This is a genomic window from Halorientalis salina (genome assembly GCF_005049285.1).
Classification (GTDB): domain Archaea; phylum Halobacteriota; class Halobacteria; order Halobacteriales; family Haloarculaceae; genus Halorientalis; species Halorientalis salina.
The window spans coordinates 258,290-271,650 of the sequence record NZ_SOSC01000001.1 but is presented as its reverse complement, the minus strand read 5'-3'; the positions used below and the strand labels follow the sequence as shown (position 1 = coordinate 271,650).

Genomic DNA, 13,361 nt, shown 5'->3' with positions numbered 1-13,361 from the left:
ACCCCCTCCCGAACCGGGATCGAGTCAGTCGCTCCTGGCGGGTCGGTCGGACTCGAAGTACTCGGAGACGGCACCGACGACGTCGGTGAGGTGGGCCGTGCCCCAGGTCGCGACGATGATCGCGCCGACGGTGTTGAAGATGAGGTCTTTCATCGTGTCCTCGATCCCGTGCTGGGCGAGGATCGGTTGGCCGCCGGCGAGCCGTGCGATCTCGCCGAGGGCGAACTCGATGACCTCCCAGAAGACGCCGAAGGCCAGCACGAACAGGAGGATGAAGACGAACATGAACTTCGGTGGGAGGTCCACGTCGTCGTCGTGGAGGTCGAACGAGCGGGCGGTCGCGTAGCCGACGGCGGCGACGACCGACGCCGAGAAGGCGTGTGTCATGTGGTCCCACCACGGAACGGACCGATAGAGGTTCTCGGCGCCACCTGGGAGACCCATGACGCCGAGGGCGTGCAGGAAGACGGCGGACGTGATCCAGAGGGTCAGCGCCGGGTCCATCGGGATCTCGTAGTCGCGTTCGAGGATGGGCGGGAGCTGGGTGGCCAGAATGCCGACGCCCGTGTTGATCATGATTCCGACCTGTAGCTCGTAGAGGCCGACGAAGAAGATCCCGATCATCGCCGTTTCCATCAGCCACGTCAGGCGGTGCTGCCAGGCGACCGAGATCCCCAGGCGGTCCCTGAACTTCACGAGGGCCTCACCTCCTCGGGGAGCCGCTCGCGGGGATCGGCGAGGCGACGGAAGTAGAGTACGAACACGATACCGGCGAACACGCCGGCGACCGACGAGGCGACGAACTCCAGCATCAACGCCCGCTCGGTCGTCAGGAATCCGGTCCCGAGGAGCACGTCGGACCCCCAGCGCGTCACGGCCCAGACACCGGCCGTGGCCATCGTCGTGACGACGACGAAGAACACGGCGAACCCGTCGCTCATCTCGATCGGCGTGAAGGCGTTGAGATCGACCGCGACGAGCAACGCGAGCGCCGCGACCGAGACGTACGTCGCGACCCGACCAGTCACGAGCGTCGTCGCGAACAGCCGTCCGATGGTCGGCAGCGTCGCCAGCAAGAGCACCTCCCAGGGCGGCATCATCCAGACGTTACGCAGGCTCACCGCCGGGAACACGGCGATGGCCACGACTGCGGCCGTAAAGAGCGCCCAGAGCAGGTACCCGGTTATCAGGCTTCCGACACTGACCACGGCCACGAGACTGACCAGTATCCAGCCGAGTATCGCGTTGTTTCGCTGGTCCCTGACGATTCGAGCCAGCCCGACTGTATCCATATCCCGAACATTCGACTGTGGGCTTGAAATCCTATCGCCCACGGAATGGGTAGTTAGACTATCAGGTACGCGATCGTGTACCCGGTGACAGCCAGCGTTACCGCCGTGAGTCCGGTGACGAGCGCTGTCGGCACGTCCGCGACCGCGACCGGCCGCCGATCGGAGAACAACCACCCGTATCCACGCGTGAGAACGGCCCTGTCGCCGGTGCGGAACGGGGCGGCTCCCCCTCGGAAGCTGTCTCGCTTGACGCCGACGGAGCCGACGAAGCCGACGGCGAGGATGCTGAAGACGAAGTGTGAGGACGCTGCGAGCGTCGGTGCCGGAATGAGGAGCGCGGCCGCGGCGTAGCCGACGCCGACCGCCGCACGGGGCGACACGTATTCGCGGACGCGTTCGTCACGAAGCCGACAGTACGCGTACGCAGCCAGCCAGAACGTCGACAACTCGACGACGAAGGCCCCCACCAGGTGGAGCGTTGGATCCGGATGGAGGACGAAACGGTCGGCGACGAGCGTCAGATCGAACGGATACAGCAGGGCCGGCGGCGATCCGGTGACCATGTCGCCGAAGGGGTGGCTCAACAGACCCACGAGCGCCATGCCGACCATCTGTCCCGAGGTGACCCCGCGCCTCGCGGCGACGGTCGTGAGGCCCAGTCCGGCAGCGACGAAGACGGCCATGATGACGCCCGCGAGGCCGCCGGTGGCGAGCGTAGCGCCCCCGACGAGACCACCGAGCAACGCGATCCCGGCCCCAGCCAGGACGCCCTGTCGTCGGGTCCAGTGGCCGCGGAACCCGGCGCCGTCCCAGTCACGGGCCGCCGTCCAGCCGCCGAACGCGACGGCCGCGACGAGGCCGACCACGAGCGAGTGGGTGAGAACCCGGTGGACGACGTTTCCGGTCTGCCAGAACGCCTCGGCGGCCCCGAAGGCCCCGCTCGCCCCGCCGAGCAGCCCCACGGGCGCGTAGACCATGTCCACGTCGGGAAGCGTCGCGAACCCGCCGGCAAGCACTGCCAGCCAGAGCGTCCCCTCGCGAGACCAGCCGATACGTCGGCCGAGGAGGGCGACCACCGCGAACGCGAGCAGTCCGTGGCCGATAAACATTCGTTTTCTGTTTGGTTTCCCGCAATATAAGCTGTTCGTGGCAGCGAGTGACAGTATCCGTGGTAACTGTTGTCTCGAACCACTTTTAACGGAGTCTGTGGCTAGTGCCTGTATGGAGCGACCGAGGGTAGGGGAATTAGCACCGCCGGACCGGTTGCTGATGGGGCCCGGTCCAAGCGAGGTCCATCCGCGCGTCCTGCAGGCGATGAGCACGCCGCTCGTGGGCCATCTGGATCCGGCGTTCATCGACATCATGGACGACGTGCAGGACCTGCTGCGGTACACGTTCAGGACGGACAACCAGTGGACCATCCCAGTCAGCGGTACCGGGTCGGCCTCGATGGAGGCCGCCATCGGCAACCTCACCGAACCCGGTGACACCGTGCTGGTGCCGGGCAACGGCTACTTCGGCGAGCGGATGGCCGCGATGGTCGAACGCGCGGGCGGGGACCCGGTTTTCGTCGAGGCGCCGTGGGGTGAGCCACTCGACCCGACCGACGTCGCCGACGCGTTCGCCGAACACCAGCCGGACCTGTTCGGGTTCGTCCACGCCGAGACGAGCACCGGCGCGAAACAGCCACAGGTTTCGGAACTCACGCGCATCGCCCACCAGCACGACGCGCTGGTCATCGCCGACACCGTCACGTCGCTGGGCGGCGTCGAGTTGCGCGTCGACGAGTGGGGCATCGACGTGGCCTACGCCGGGCCCCAGAAGTGCCTGTCCTGTCCGCCGGGTGCCAGTCCGCTCACCCTGAACGACCGGGCGATGGCAAAGATCCTCGACCGCGAGACGCCGGTCCGGTCGTGGTATCTGGACCTCTCCTTGCTCCAGGAGTACTGGGGCGACGAGCGAGCCTACCACCACACGGCACCGATCACGAACGTCTACGCGCTTCGGGAGGCGCTGCGACTGGTCGCCGAGGAGGGCATCGAGAACCGCTGGCAGCGTCACCGTCGGATGGCCGGCGCGTTGAAAGCCGGCGTCGAAGGGATGGGGATGGCACTCAATCCCGCGGACGACTGGTGGTTGCCGAGCCTCAACGCCGTTCGGCTCCCGGACGGCGTCGACGACGACGCGGTCATCGCACACCTCCTGGGGGAGTACGGCATCGAGGTGGCGGGCGGCCTCGGCGACCTCTCTGGGGAAATACTCAGAATCGGCTGCATGGGCCACAGCGCGCGGCGGGGGAACGTCCTGACGCTTATCGCGGCGCTGGGCGACGCGCTCGAAGCACAGGATGCCGCCGTCGACGTCGAAGCTGGCCTCGCGGCGACCCGAGAGACCTTACGCGGGTAACGGCGTCTGCGGGGCGTGGTGTACCTCGTACCCGCCGTTTTCTTCGATACCGATGACGGCCCACTCGTAGTCCGGTTCGGAACTGGCCAGACGGTCACGGAGTTCGTCGGCCCGGTCTTCCCAGGTGACGAAACAGCGCAGGTCCCCCGACGCCGGGGCCTCGGTCGGCGTATCGACCGGTGTGATCCGGACGTTGCGCCACTTGCGCTGTGCCCGAAGCTCGCGTCCGTCCCGGTCAACCACGTATCCCAGGTCGGTGAAAACGGTCTCTGCCTTCTCGGCTAGTGACGTGGTAACGGTCGCCATCTGGTAGACGTTACCATCCCCCTGGTCTTAAGCCTATCTACCTGACAGTTTATTTGAACGTCCGTCCGGTCGACGGTCCGACGGTCACTCGTGGGCGGCGTCCCATTCGTCGGCTTTCCGGAGGTTGCGGCAGTTGTTGCACTCGATGCGACCCATCGAGTCCATTGCAGTGTCGAACGACTCGCAGTTGCTACAGAAGTAGCCCCACTTCGTCTCGCCGGCTTCCGAGGTGTAGACGGCGTAGAAGGGGCCTTTCGAGCCTCGTTCGACCGTCCGCTCGTCCACGTACAGCGTCTCGCCGTCCGCCGTCGTCCGCGCTTGCATGCCCGTCGGTAGGTGACGGCGTCCTAAAGCCTTGGCTGTCCGCTGTGGTCCCTCCGTCCTGCTCACACCCAAAGGAGACTTGAACGCCGGCGTCCTACTGGCTCCGCATGTCTGTTCGTCTCCTCCACTATTCCGATCTCGAGAACGGCTACGACGACCCGAACCGGGTGGGTCGGCTGGCCGGACTCATTGCCGCTCGCCGGACGCCCGAGACCGTCGTCGTCGGCACCGGGGACAACACGGCCCCGGGCGTGTTGTCGATGGTCTCCGAGGGACGGCAGGCACTGGATTTTTTCTCTGCGGTCGAACCTGTCGCCGACACCTTCGGGAACCACGACTTCGATTACGGACCGGACGCGATTCGCGACATCGTCGCCGAGTCGCCCCAGACCTGGGTGAGCGCCAACGTCGAACTGGACGGGGACACGTTCGGGGCGGACGTGGGCGTGGTCCCCTCGACGGTCGTCGACGCGGACGGAACCAGTCTGGGACTCGTCGGCGTGACCGAACCCGAGACCGCGTCGATGTGTCCCGGCGCGAGCGATCTGACGTTCACCGACCCGGTCGCGGCGGTCTCGGATGAGGCCGATGCACTCCGTCGACGCGGCGTCGACGCCGTCGTGGTCCTCTCACATCTCGGGAGCGGCGACGACGAACTGGCACGACGGACCGACGTCGACGCGGTCCTGGGCGGACACGTCCACTCGAAGCGGATCGACCGCGTCGACGGAACGATACTCACGCGTCCAGGTGCCAACGGTCACACCCTCCTGGAAATCGACCTCGGCTCGGGAACGGTCGACGCCCACGCCGTCGCGGACGGGCCGAAAGACGAGGCGGTCGAGGCATCGCTGGTCGCTCGCCGCGACGACGCCGGCCTCGAGGAGGTCGTCGGCCACGTTGCGACGCCCCTCGTCCGCGACCGGGAGCAGAAAGGGCGCGGCGAGTGTCGAATCGGGAACTTCATCGCGGACGCCTACCGCTGGGCGGCGGACGCCGACGCGGGTCTCCAGAACTCCGGCGGGATCCGAGAAGGGGCGGCGCTGTCCGGTGCGGTGACCGTTGCGGACCTGGTCAGCGTCGTTCCGTTCGACGAACCGGTGACGGTGACCGAGTTGACCGGCGCGGAACTGCGGACCCTCTGTGAACAGGCCGACGGTTGGCGGTTCTCGGCGCTCCCGGACCGCTGGCACGCCCACGTCAGCGGCCTCGCGATCCGACAGGACGGCGACGGGCGCATCACGGCCACCGTCGACGGCCAGCCCATCGAGGACGAGGAGACCTACACGCTGGCCACCTCGGAGTACCTCCTGTACACCGACCACGAGTTCCCCGTTCTCGACGAGCACCACCGCGTCGACCGGCTCGACACCCAGTACGAGGTGATCGCCGAGTACGCCCGCGAGCGGGGAATCGACCCCGAGATCGAGGGTCGCATCCGCCGCGTTGCCGCCGAGAGCCCGGAGCGACCGGTCGGCGAATCCGTCGACTGACGAGCGCACGACCGCGGTCTCGCCCAGACCGGCCAACCGGCGGCTGAAGGGAAAAACTTGACACCGACCGGTAGCGTGGCAGTGAATAATGACACAGGTGGTCGTCCCAGTTCGATACCCTCTCACCGCACACTCGAAAGCCACGCTCTCGCGGGCAATCGAGGTCGCCGAGGAAGCCGGCGGAAGTCTAACAGTCCTTCACGTCAATCTCTACCACAACAACGATCGCGTCTCGCGCTCGGAACTGAAATCGGCCGTCGAATCGCAGTTCGGTGACCTCCCCACCGTTCGGTACGTCGTGCGGACGGGGCTCCTCGTCGAGGAGACGATCCTCGACGAGATCGCCCAACAGCGGGCCGATATCGTCGTCATCGGACAGAAACAGGCTAGCCGGTGGCGAAGGATGGTTCGCCGCCTGATGGACGACCCGGACATCGAGCAGTTCCTCCAGAAGGAAGTCGACGCCAAGATCATCACGGCGTCGGTGTCCTGACCCGGGCCGTCGTCATCGATCCAGTTCGTCGTTCGCGCCTGTCGGGCCGCTGTGTCCCTGATCGGACGGCCGCGATAAGTTGTCCATTCTGACGTCCATCCGCCCGCTGGTATCGTCGAAGACGTGGTGCTGGTGGGGGTAGGCGATTTCCACGTCCGCGTCGGCCAGTCGTTCCCAGACGTTGGTCTGAACCTTCGAGCGGAGTGCCAGGAGTTTGTACGGCTCCTTCGCCCAGTACCGCAACCGGAGGTGGACACCGTGGTCGCCGAACGTATCGATGTAACAGGTCGGCGCGGCCGGATACCGCGCGCTCCCGACGCGGATGTCCGGTCCGCCTTCGATGACGCCGTCCACGTCGCGAGCGGACTTCTCGATGAGTGTCCGCGCTTCGGCCAGATCGCCCTCGTAGGTGACGATAATATCTAGTTCCAGTCTGGTCCGCGTGTCCTCGGCGGAGTAATTGATCACGTCCCGATTTCGCATCTCGCCGTTCGGGATGACGATGAACGTGTTGTCGAGCGTGAACATCCTGGTGTATCGGAGCGTGATGTCGTCGACGAACCCCTGCTGTCCGCTGTCAGAGATCTCGATCATGTCGCCGATCTCATAGGGCTGGTCGGCCAGCAGGAACACCCCGCTGATGATGCTCCCGACGATCGGCGCGAGCACGACACCCACCACGGCCGTAAACACCGTCACCGACAGCGCGATGTTGCCCAGGTCCAGCCCGTAGATGCGCATGATCGTCAGGAGAGCGAAGAGGAACACGCCCACTCTGATCCCGCGCAACACTGTCCGCGTGAGACTCGGCCGGCGGAACCGACGTGCGACGCGTCGTCCCACGAGTTTGATGATGAACCGCGAGACGGCCCACGCGATGAACAGCACGATTACCGTCGCCAGGATGTCGGCGATCCACTCCGGAATCCGGAACGGCAACCACTGGAAGTTCGAGACCGTGTCGCTGGCGTCGCGAAACGGGACGTTCCCCGCCTGGAGCAGTCGTACGACACCGTCCAATAGCGACCCGGTCATTACGTGAGAACACTCTCGCGAGGCGAGTGCAAATATGTTGTGCAACCGGCTTTTGAGCCACAGCCCCCCTCTGTTCTGGCCACATTCATCAGGAATATTTTAATCAATTCTGGCTTCGAACGCCGGGTGGAACGTCGTGAAAAATCACTATAGACCGTCTATAGACGGCTATTTACTATCTACTGCTGTCGGATTTGGGTCATATCCACACAGTACGACGACAGGTCTTTCGGGCTCGGGCCCCTACTGTCAGTTGATGGATTCCCACGATAGTTTCCTGGTTCCGTCTCCCCCGGCCCAGGACGAGAACGTCCCACCCCCGAACGAGCGAAAAGCCGTCCTGTTCTGTCCGGACTGTGAGTACGATGCGCCGGTAGACGGTGACTGGGTCGAACGCGACGACCGGACGGCGGGCGTCCGCAAACTCAACTGCCCGAACTGTGCTGCGACCGTGACTAGCCGCCCGCTGCCAGAGGACAGCGAGGCGACGACGCCGTCGGATGACAACGGTCTCCGGAAGCAGGTCGACACCTGGGGTTCGCTCTGGGGTTCGCTCTGGGCTTCGACGCTTCGGTTCTGGAGTACCACGCTGGAACCGGTCGAGGTACTTAAGCGAGCGAACTGATACGGCTCAGTACTGTTGTATCCCGTCGTCGGTGACGACGGAATCGAGCAATCGAGTCGGCGTCGCGTCGTAGGCCGGGTTCTCGACGGAGAACCCTTCTGCAGGTTCCCGCATCACCTCACTCGGTGACCGGATGTCGTTCTCGAAGGCGAACCCGCCATCGATGATCTTCGCGCCGGAGCCGATGACCGTCATCGGAACCCCGAGGTCGTCCGCCGTGGCGGCGATCGGATAGGTCCCGACGCGGTTGTACAGCGTGTCCTCGACGATACAGCTCATGCCAGTGACGACGCGGTCACACTCCGGGAGGAAGTGCCCGGCGGCGCTGTCGACCACGAGATGCGTGTCGATCCGGTCGATGGCCGAGAGGACCCGGGCAGTCTTCCGACCGAGGTATCGGGGCCGGGCCTCCGTGACGTACACCTCCATGTGGATGCCGTCCCGCGCCGCGGCTTCGATGGCTTCCAGCACCGTCGAGGAGTAATCGTGTGTGAGGATCGTCATTCCGTCCTCGAACAGTTCCTTGCCGTTCTCGGCTGCCCGGCTCTTCCCGCGCTCGATGGTGTCGACGACCTCGTCGATGGTCTCGGACAGGACGGCCTGTGCCTCGGCCACGGACTCGGTGTCGGCGTCGTCGACGGTGTCGACGATTTCGAGCATGGCGTTCTGTAACGACGCGTGCGAGGGGTTCGCACGGCGGAGCGCGCTGCTGTTTCGTTCCAGGGTCCGCTGGAACTCCTCGACAGTCGGGTACTCGCCCTCGGTGAACGCCCGGAGCGCGTCGGCGGCCTTCACTGCCACGACCGACGAGGAGTGAGTCTGCATCTGCTCGATCTCCTCGACCGTCTCGTCTATCATACGCTCACGGTCGGTGCCTCGCGGGAAGTACCTTCTGGACCCAGCGACCGCTTCCGGCGGACGTTGCCGGGTTCGGGGATGTGACCGGCCCCCACGCTGCACTGAAGCGTCTCCCGCCCCTACCGTGTGTATGGTCGAAGTGACCTATCACTGCCCGTACTGCGGCGCGGTGACGGGCATCGAACGCGAGGGGTATCTCGACGACAAGTGCGTGACTCGCGAACCCCTCGCCGACTGGGAGTACGCCTCGACTACCGGTGATATCGAGGCCGCCGACGGGGTCGAATTCGTCTGCCTCGGCGACGCCGGTTCCGGCGAACCGATCGGCGAGGGCGGAGCGAACGACCCGGACCCGTCGAGAGACGGCTGCGGACGGACCTTCTACCTGAGTTTCCTGCGGTACGAGGACGGGCGACCGGTCGACCACCGCACGCCCGACATCGACCGGCCGCGGTTCGACTTCAGGCCGTGATCGCTATTTCGGACACCCCTTCTCACGCTCGCCGTTCGGATCGTTCCGCGTTTCCTCGACGGCTTTCTCGGCGTGCCAGACCAGCGAGAAATCCCGGGGGCTCGGCAGTGCACAGGCGAGCCAGCCGACGACGACAGCGGTCCCGGTCACGTTGCCGCTGGCCACGGGGTCCGGGAGTATCCCGAGGAGAGCCAGGACGACCGGTATCGTCATGAGCACGGGCATCACTGCCGCGGTCCGCAGTGCAAACGGGGAAATGTCTCGTCGCGTCGGCAGGGGACTGACCGACGCTAGCGCACCGAACGGCCACCCGTTGTGAAACCCCTCGTTCTCACCCGGGAGCCACGTGATGGCGTAGGGAACCCCGAACGCTCGGAGGGCGGCGGCGTGGGAGAGTTCGTGGATCACGGTTCCGATGGCGACCGTTCCGAGCAACACGCAACCGGCGGTGAACAACTCGATCGTGCTCATGCGCTTGCCTCTCGCCGCTCGCCCGTCTGATATCAACTCTCCGGTTCCCCCCGGTCGACCGCCGGGCCCGCCCGTGACCCTGCGTTTGCAGGCCGTAGCTTCTCGCACGTCCGGGGCGAAGTCGTACCTGAGCATGTTCGAACAAACGACCGCTGAGCGGGTCTCCGACAGCCAGCACGACCGAGCGACTACCGTTCTTGGGGCGTGGAACGATGGCACTGCTTGAACTCGCCATCGCCTTTTTCGTCCTCGCCATCATCGCCGGCGTCCTCGGTGCCGGTGAGGTCGCGGGACTGTCGATGGACATCGCGAAGTGGCTGATAATCGGCTTCATCGTCCTTGCCGTCCTCTCGCTGGTCTGGCCCGGGTAACGTCTCCACGAACACCACGCCTTCCCGTCGTCCGCAGTCCGACGAGCGAAGTATCTAATATATCAACTATTCATGTAGTATTCCGAGACACCGGTATTAAACCGCCATTGATTATCGAAGCTAAAAACCAGAATGGGTTATATTGTCATGAACTGATTAAATGGGCACCTTACCAGCGTTTTCACAATCAACTATATTTTCAATATTGATAAATTTCGGAGGGGGATCTGGTGAATTGGTACCATGGATATAAGAAGTATTGGAACGCAGACATTGATTAATGACGGAGTCCCTCCACGTCGTGATCGTTGACGACGACGCCGAGTTTAGCGAGACGGTTACACGACGGTTGGAGCGAGAGGGCGAGCAGTTCTCGGTGTCCAGGGAGCGGCGGGCCTGTGACGCACTCGATACCCTTCGGACGGAGTCGGTTGCCTGTATCGTCAGCGATTACGAGTTGGCGTCGACGGACGGAATCGCCTTTCTGGACGACGTCCGAGACTACGACTCCAACCTCCCGTTTATTCTCTTTACCGGGGACGGGTCCGAGTCGCTGGCGAGCGAAGCGCTCTCACACGGTGTCACCGACTACGTTCAGAAGTCGGGGGCCGGAGAGGTCGGCACGGTGCTCGCCAACCGCATCCGGAACGCCGTCGAGTCCCACCGGACGCGGCAGACGCTTGTTCGGGAGCGCGAACGGTATCGAACCTTCCTCGAACAGTCGACCGATCTCATGGTGGTCGTCGACGGGTCTGGGACCTTCACGTACGTCAGTCAGTCCTGGCAGCGACTCATGGGCTACGAGCCGTCGGAGTTAGTCGGACGGAACGCCTTCGAGTCGATGCACCCCGAGGACGTGTCGGAGGTCTGGACCGTGTTCAAAGGGGCCGTCAGGAACCCCGACGAGACGCGGACCGCCGAATTCCGGTTCGAAGACGCCGATGGGTCCTGGCGGTGGCTCGAAGCGATCGGCAACAATCAGCTGTCGAACCCGCGGATCGAGGGGTTCATCGTCAACATCCGGGACATCACCGAACGGAAGGAACGCGAGCGGGAACTCCGCGAGCAGAACGACCGCCTCGAACAGTTCGCCAGCGTCGTTTCTCACGACCTCCGCAACCCGATGAACATCATCTCGGGCCGCCTCGAACTGGCCCGTGAAACCGGCGACGACTGCCACTTCGAGGCCGCGGAAGCGGCCCTCTGTCGGATGAGCGAGATGGTGGACGAGATCCTCGATCTGGCCCGTGAGGGACTGATCATCGAGGAGACCGAACCAGTCGAACTCGAGCCCTTACTGGAGCGTTGCCGGGAGGTCGTCGACAGCGACGATCTGACCCTGGAAGTCGCGACGGCGACGACGATTCACGGGGATCGCAACAGCCTTCGGCGCGTGTTCGAGAACCTGCTCCGCAATGCCGTGGAACACGCCGGCCCGGAGGTAACCGTCACCGTCGGGACACTGGACGACGAGTCCGGGTTCTACGTCGAGGACGACGGCCCCGGAATCCCTCAGGGCAAGCGGACCGAGATTCTGGAAACCGGCTTCACGACCGCCAACGACGGGACCGGTCTCGGACTGGCCATCGTCGAGAACATCGTCGACGCTCACGGCTGGTCAGTCACAGTGACGGACGCCACCGACGGCGGGGCCAGGTTCGAGGTGACCGGCGTCGAAGCGGCTCCCCGGGCGTGTGAGCGTGAGTTCCCTGACCGGGACGCTACCCCTTGATGTTACAGACCGGGAAGGTTCGGGCCACTTTGTCGCCGATACCGAGCGCGTCGGAGACGCGAACCACCTCGTCGACGTCCTTGTAGACGCCGGGGGCTTCCTCTGCGACCGTCGCCCCGGAGTTGGCCTTGACGTAGATCTGGTTCTGTTCGCGCAACTCGTCTCTCACGTCCTCGCCCCAGTACTCGTTTTTCGCCTGCGTGCGGGACATCAGCCGGCCGGCCCCGTGGGCCGTCGATCCGAACGTCTCCGCCAGGGAGTTCTCGCCGCCCCGCAGCACGTAGCTGCCCGCCCCCATGCTACCGGGGATGATGATCGGTTGGCCCACGTCGTTGTAGGCCGGCGGGACTTCCTCGCGACCGGCCGGGAACGCCCGCGTCGCCCCCTTCCGGTGGACGAACAGTTCGCGCTCCTCGCCACCTTCCACGGTATGAACCTCCTTCTTGGCGATGTTGTGTGCCACGTCGTACAGCAGGTCCATCTCCATCTCCTGCCAAGATTGGTCGAAGACGCGCTCGAACACCTGTCGCGTCCGGTGCATGATGAGCTGGCGGTTGACCCAGGCGTAGTTGATCGCCGCACACATCGCCCCGTAGTAGTCCTCGGCGAGCTGGGAACCGGCGGGTGCCGCGGCCAGTTCCTTGTCCGGTAACTGGTTCAACATCCCCTGATGAGCCTGCTCGATCTCCCGGAGGTAGTCCGTACAGACCTGGTGACCCAGCCCACGGGACCCGCAGTGAATGAGCACGACGATCTGGTCGGGTTCGAGCCCGAACGAGTCGGCCACGTCCTCGCGGTAGACGTCGGTGACACGCTGGACTTCGAGGAAGTGGTTACCGCTGCCGAGACTACCGACCTGGTTCTTCCCGCGATCCTTGGCCTTCTTCGAGACCTTGTCGGCGTCGGCCTCCGGCCGGAACCCCTCGTCCTCGCAGTGGGCCAGGTCGTCCTCGACGGCCCACCCTGCTTCGAGCGCCCAGTCCATCCCTCGCTCCAGGATGGCCTCGATGGTGTCCATTCCCGTCTCGACGACGCCGCCGCCGCCGAGACCCGACGGGATGTTCTCAAATAAGTTGTTGACGAGTTCCTCTTCACGACCCTGGACATCATCATAAGAGAGATTAGTTGTCATCATTCTGACTCCGCAATTCACGTCGTAGCCGACCGCTCCCGGCGATATACAGCCGTCCTCGGCGTCGATACCGGCGACACCACCCACCGGGAAGCCGTAGCCCTGGTGGCCGTCGGGCATGCAGATGGCGTGTTTCCGGACGCCGGGGAGATGCGCCGAGTTCTTCAACTGCTGGAGGGTCTTGTCCTGTTCGATCTCCTCCAGAAGGGCCTCGCTCGCCAGCACGCGTGCGGGCGCGTTCATCCCGCCCTCCTGTGGAATCTCCCAGACATAGTCCCGTACCTTCTCCAGGGTAATGCCGTCCGCGTCGTAGGTGGTCATAGGAGATACTCCCGCGGGGACGGGGGTATA

16 protein-coding genes are annotated in these 13,361 nt (G+C 64.7%); 7 read left to right on the top strand and 9 right to left on the bottom strand.

Translation table 11 applies throughout. The features are described 5' to 3' along the window. Window positions 1-24: 24 nt before the first annotated feature. From E2481_RS01440 to E2481_RS01430, 3 genes are read right to left on the bottom strand one after another with little or no spacing between them, the layout of a single operon-like run. Complete coding sequence (locus E2481_RS01440; protein ID WP_136715342.1) at window positions 25-696, bottom strand: hypothetical protein; 672 nt, start codon at window positions 694-696, stop codon at window positions 25-27. After that, a complete protein-coding gene (locus E2481_RS01435; protein WP_136715341.1) occupies window positions 693-1,292 on the bottom strand; it encodes a hypothetical protein in 600 nt (199 codons plus the stop codon). Before E2481_RS01435 ends, E2481_RS01440 begins: the two co-directional genes overlap by 4 nt. A 53-nt stretch (window positions 1,293-1,345) precedes the next feature. Further along, window positions 1,346-2,401: a metal-dependent hydrolase gene (locus E2481_RS01430; RefSeq protein WP_136715340.1), complete on the bottom strand. Its 1,056-nt coding sequence runs from the start codon at window positions 2,399-2,401 to the stop codon at window positions 1,346-1,348. A gap of 112 nt (window positions 2,402-2,513) precedes the next feature. Here E2481_RS01430 and E2481_RS01425 point away from each other — a divergent pair, with 112 nt between their 5' ends. Continuing rightward, window positions 2,514-3,698 carry a pyridoxal-phosphate-dependent aminotransferase family protein gene (locus tag E2481_RS01425; RefSeq protein WP_136715339.1) on the top strand — a complete coding sequence of 395 codons (1,185 nt, stop codon included), beginning with the start codon at window positions 2,514-2,516 and terminating at the stop codon, window positions 3,696-3,698. On the opposite strand, the gene E2481_RS01420 is transcribed toward E2481_RS01425, so the two are convergent. Both E2481_RS01420 and E2481_RS01415 read right to left on the bottom strand, forming a co-directional pair. Then, window positions 3,687-4,004, bottom strand: a complete 318-nt coding sequence (locus tag E2481_RS01420; RefSeq protein ID WP_136715338.1) for a DUF7116 family protein — start codon at window positions 4,002-4,004, stop codon at window positions 3,687-3,689. The genes E2481_RS01425 and E2481_RS01420 overlap by 12 nt on opposite strands. Before the next feature lie 84 nt (window positions 4,005-4,088). Continuing rightward, the gene (locus tag E2481_RS01415; RefSeq protein WP_136715337.1) at window positions 4,089-4,328 is read right to left on the bottom strand and encodes a DUF5816 domain-containing protein; all 240 of its coding nucleotides are present in this window, start codon (window positions 4,326-4,328) and stop codon (window positions 4,089-4,091) included. A 107-nt stretch (window positions 4,329-4,435) separates the two neighbouring features. Here E2481_RS01415 and E2481_RS01410 point away from each other — a divergent pair, with 107 nt between their 5' ends. Further along, window positions 4,436-5,821: a bifunctional metallophosphatase/5'-nucleotidase gene (locus tag E2481_RS01410; RefSeq protein WP_136715336.1), complete on the top strand. Its 1,386-nt coding sequence runs from the start codon at window positions 4,436-4,438 to the stop codon at window positions 5,819-5,821. 88 nt (window positions 5,822-5,909) lie between these two features. Beyond that, window positions 5,910-6,314: a universal stress protein gene (locus E2481_RS01405; protein WP_136715335.1), complete on the top strand. Its 405-nt coding sequence runs from the start codon at window positions 5,910-5,912 to the stop codon at window positions 6,312-6,314. A 12-nt stretch (window positions 6,315-6,326) separates the two neighbouring features. Here E2481_RS01405 and E2481_RS01400 read toward each other — a convergent pair whose 3' ends face one another. Then, a complete protein-coding gene (locus E2481_RS01400) occupies window positions 6,327-7,349 on the bottom strand; it encodes a mechanosensitive ion channel family protein (RefSeq protein WP_136715334.1) in 1,023 nt (340 codons plus the stop codon). A 256-nt stretch (window positions 7,350-7,605) separates the two neighbouring features. On the opposite strand from E2481_RS01400, the gene E2481_RS18870 reads away from it, so the two are divergent. Then, window positions 7,606-7,974, top strand: coding sequence for a hypothetical protein (locus tag E2481_RS18870; protein WP_250137692.1), 369 nt, complete (start codon window positions 7,606-7,608; stop codon window positions 7,972-7,974). Window positions 7,975-7,980: 6 nt separating this feature from the next. Here the strand turns inward: E2481_RS18870 and E2481_RS01390 are convergent, their stop codons facing one another. After that, window positions 7,981-8,832 (bottom strand): translation initiation factor eIF-2B, encoded by an 852-nt coding sequence (locus tag E2481_RS01390; protein ID WP_136715333.1) that lies wholly within the window; start codon window positions 8,830-8,832, stop codon window positions 7,981-7,983. A 130-nt stretch (window positions 8,833-8,962) separates the two neighbouring features. Here E2481_RS01390 and E2481_RS01385 point away from each other — a divergent pair, with 130 nt between their 5' ends. Beyond that, complete coding sequence (locus E2481_RS01385) at window positions 8,963-9,304, top strand: hypothetical protein (protein WP_136715332.1); 342 nt, start codon at window positions 8,963-8,965, stop codon at window positions 9,302-9,304. A 3-nt stretch (window positions 9,305-9,307) separates the two neighbouring features. Here E2481_RS01385 and E2481_RS01380 read toward each other — a convergent pair whose 3' ends face one another. Continuing rightward, entirely contained in the window at window positions 9,308-9,775 is a 468-nt protein-coding gene (locus E2481_RS01380; protein WP_136715331.1) for a hypothetical protein, read from the bottom strand. A 218-nt stretch (window positions 9,776-9,993) separates the two neighbouring features. On the opposite strand from E2481_RS01380, the gene E2481_RS01375 reads away from it, so the two are divergent. Beyond that, a complete protein-coding gene (locus E2481_RS01375) occupies window positions 9,994-10,146 on the top strand; it encodes a DUF1328 domain-containing protein (RefSeq protein WP_136715908.1) in 153 nt (50 codons plus the stop codon). Between the two features lie 280 nt (window positions 10,147-10,426). Beyond that, window positions 10,427-11,878: a sensor histidine kinase gene (locus E2481_RS01370; RefSeq protein ID WP_136715330.1), complete on the top strand. Its 1,452-nt coding sequence runs from the start codon at window positions 10,427-10,429 to the stop codon at window positions 11,876-11,878. Here the strand turns inward: E2481_RS01370 and E2481_RS01365 are convergent. Next, window positions 11,868-13,331: an RtcB family protein gene (locus tag E2481_RS01365; protein ID WP_136715329.1), complete on the bottom strand. Its 1,464-nt coding sequence runs from the start codon at window positions 13,329-13,331 to the stop codon at window positions 11,868-11,870. The two genes, E2481_RS01370 and E2481_RS01365, sit on opposite strands and share 11 nt — an antisense overlap. Window positions 13,332-13,361: the final 30 nt, after the last annotated feature.

Coding starts and splice junctions, on each gene's coding strand:
- E2481_RS01435 (WP_136715341.1), bottom strand. CDS start 1,292: ATGGATACAGTCGGGCTGGCTCGAATCGTCAGGGACCAGCGAAACAAC.
- E2481_RS01430 (WP_136715340.1), bottom strand. CDS start 2,401: ATGTTTATCGGCCACGGACTGCTCGCGTTCGCGGTGGTCGCCCTCCTC.
- E2481_RS01425 (WP_136715339.1), top strand. CDS start 2,514: ATGGAGCGACCGAGGGTAGGGGAATTAGCACCGCCGGACCGGTTGCTG.
- E2481_RS01420 (WP_136715338.1), bottom strand. CDS start 4,004: ATGGCGACCGTTACCACGTCACTAGCCGAGAAGGCAGAGACCGTTTTC.
- E2481_RS01415 (WP_136715337.1), bottom strand. CDS start 4,328: ATGCAAGCGCGGACGACGGCGGACGGCGAGACGCTGTACGTGGACGAG.
- E2481_RS01410 (WP_136715336.1), top strand. CDS start 4,436: ATGTCTGTTCGTCTCCTCCACTATTCCGATCTCGAGAACGGCTACGAC.
- E2481_RS01405 (WP_136715335.1), top strand. CDS start 5,910: ATGACACAGGTGGTCGTCCCAGTTCGATACCCTCTCACCGCACACTCG.
- E2481_RS01400 (WP_136715334.1), bottom strand. CDS start 7,349: ATGACCGGGTCGCTATTGGACGGTGTCGTACGACTGCTCCAGGCGGGG.
- E2481_RS18870 (WP_250137692.1), top strand. CDS start 7,606: ATGGATTCCCACGATAGTTTCCTGGTTCCGTCTCCCCCGGCCCAGGAC.
- E2481_RS01390 (WP_136715333.1), bottom strand. CDS start 8,832: ATGATAGACGAGACGGTCGAGGAGATCGAGCAGATGCAGACTCACTCC.
- E2481_RS01385 (WP_136715332.1), top strand. CDS start 8,963: ATGGTCGAAGTGACCTATCACTGCCCGTACTGCGGCGCGGTGACGGGC.
- E2481_RS01380 (WP_136715331.1), bottom strand. CDS start 9,775: ATGAGCACGATCGAGTTGTTCACCGCCGGTTGCGTGTTGCTCGGAACG.
- E2481_RS01370 (WP_136715330.1), top strand. CDS start 10,427: ATGACGGAGTCCCTCCACGTCGTGATCGTTGACGACGACGCCGAGTTT.
- E2481_RS01365 (WP_136715329.1), bottom strand. CDS start 13,331: ATGACCACCTACGACGCGGACGGCATTACCCTGGAGAAGGTACGGGAC.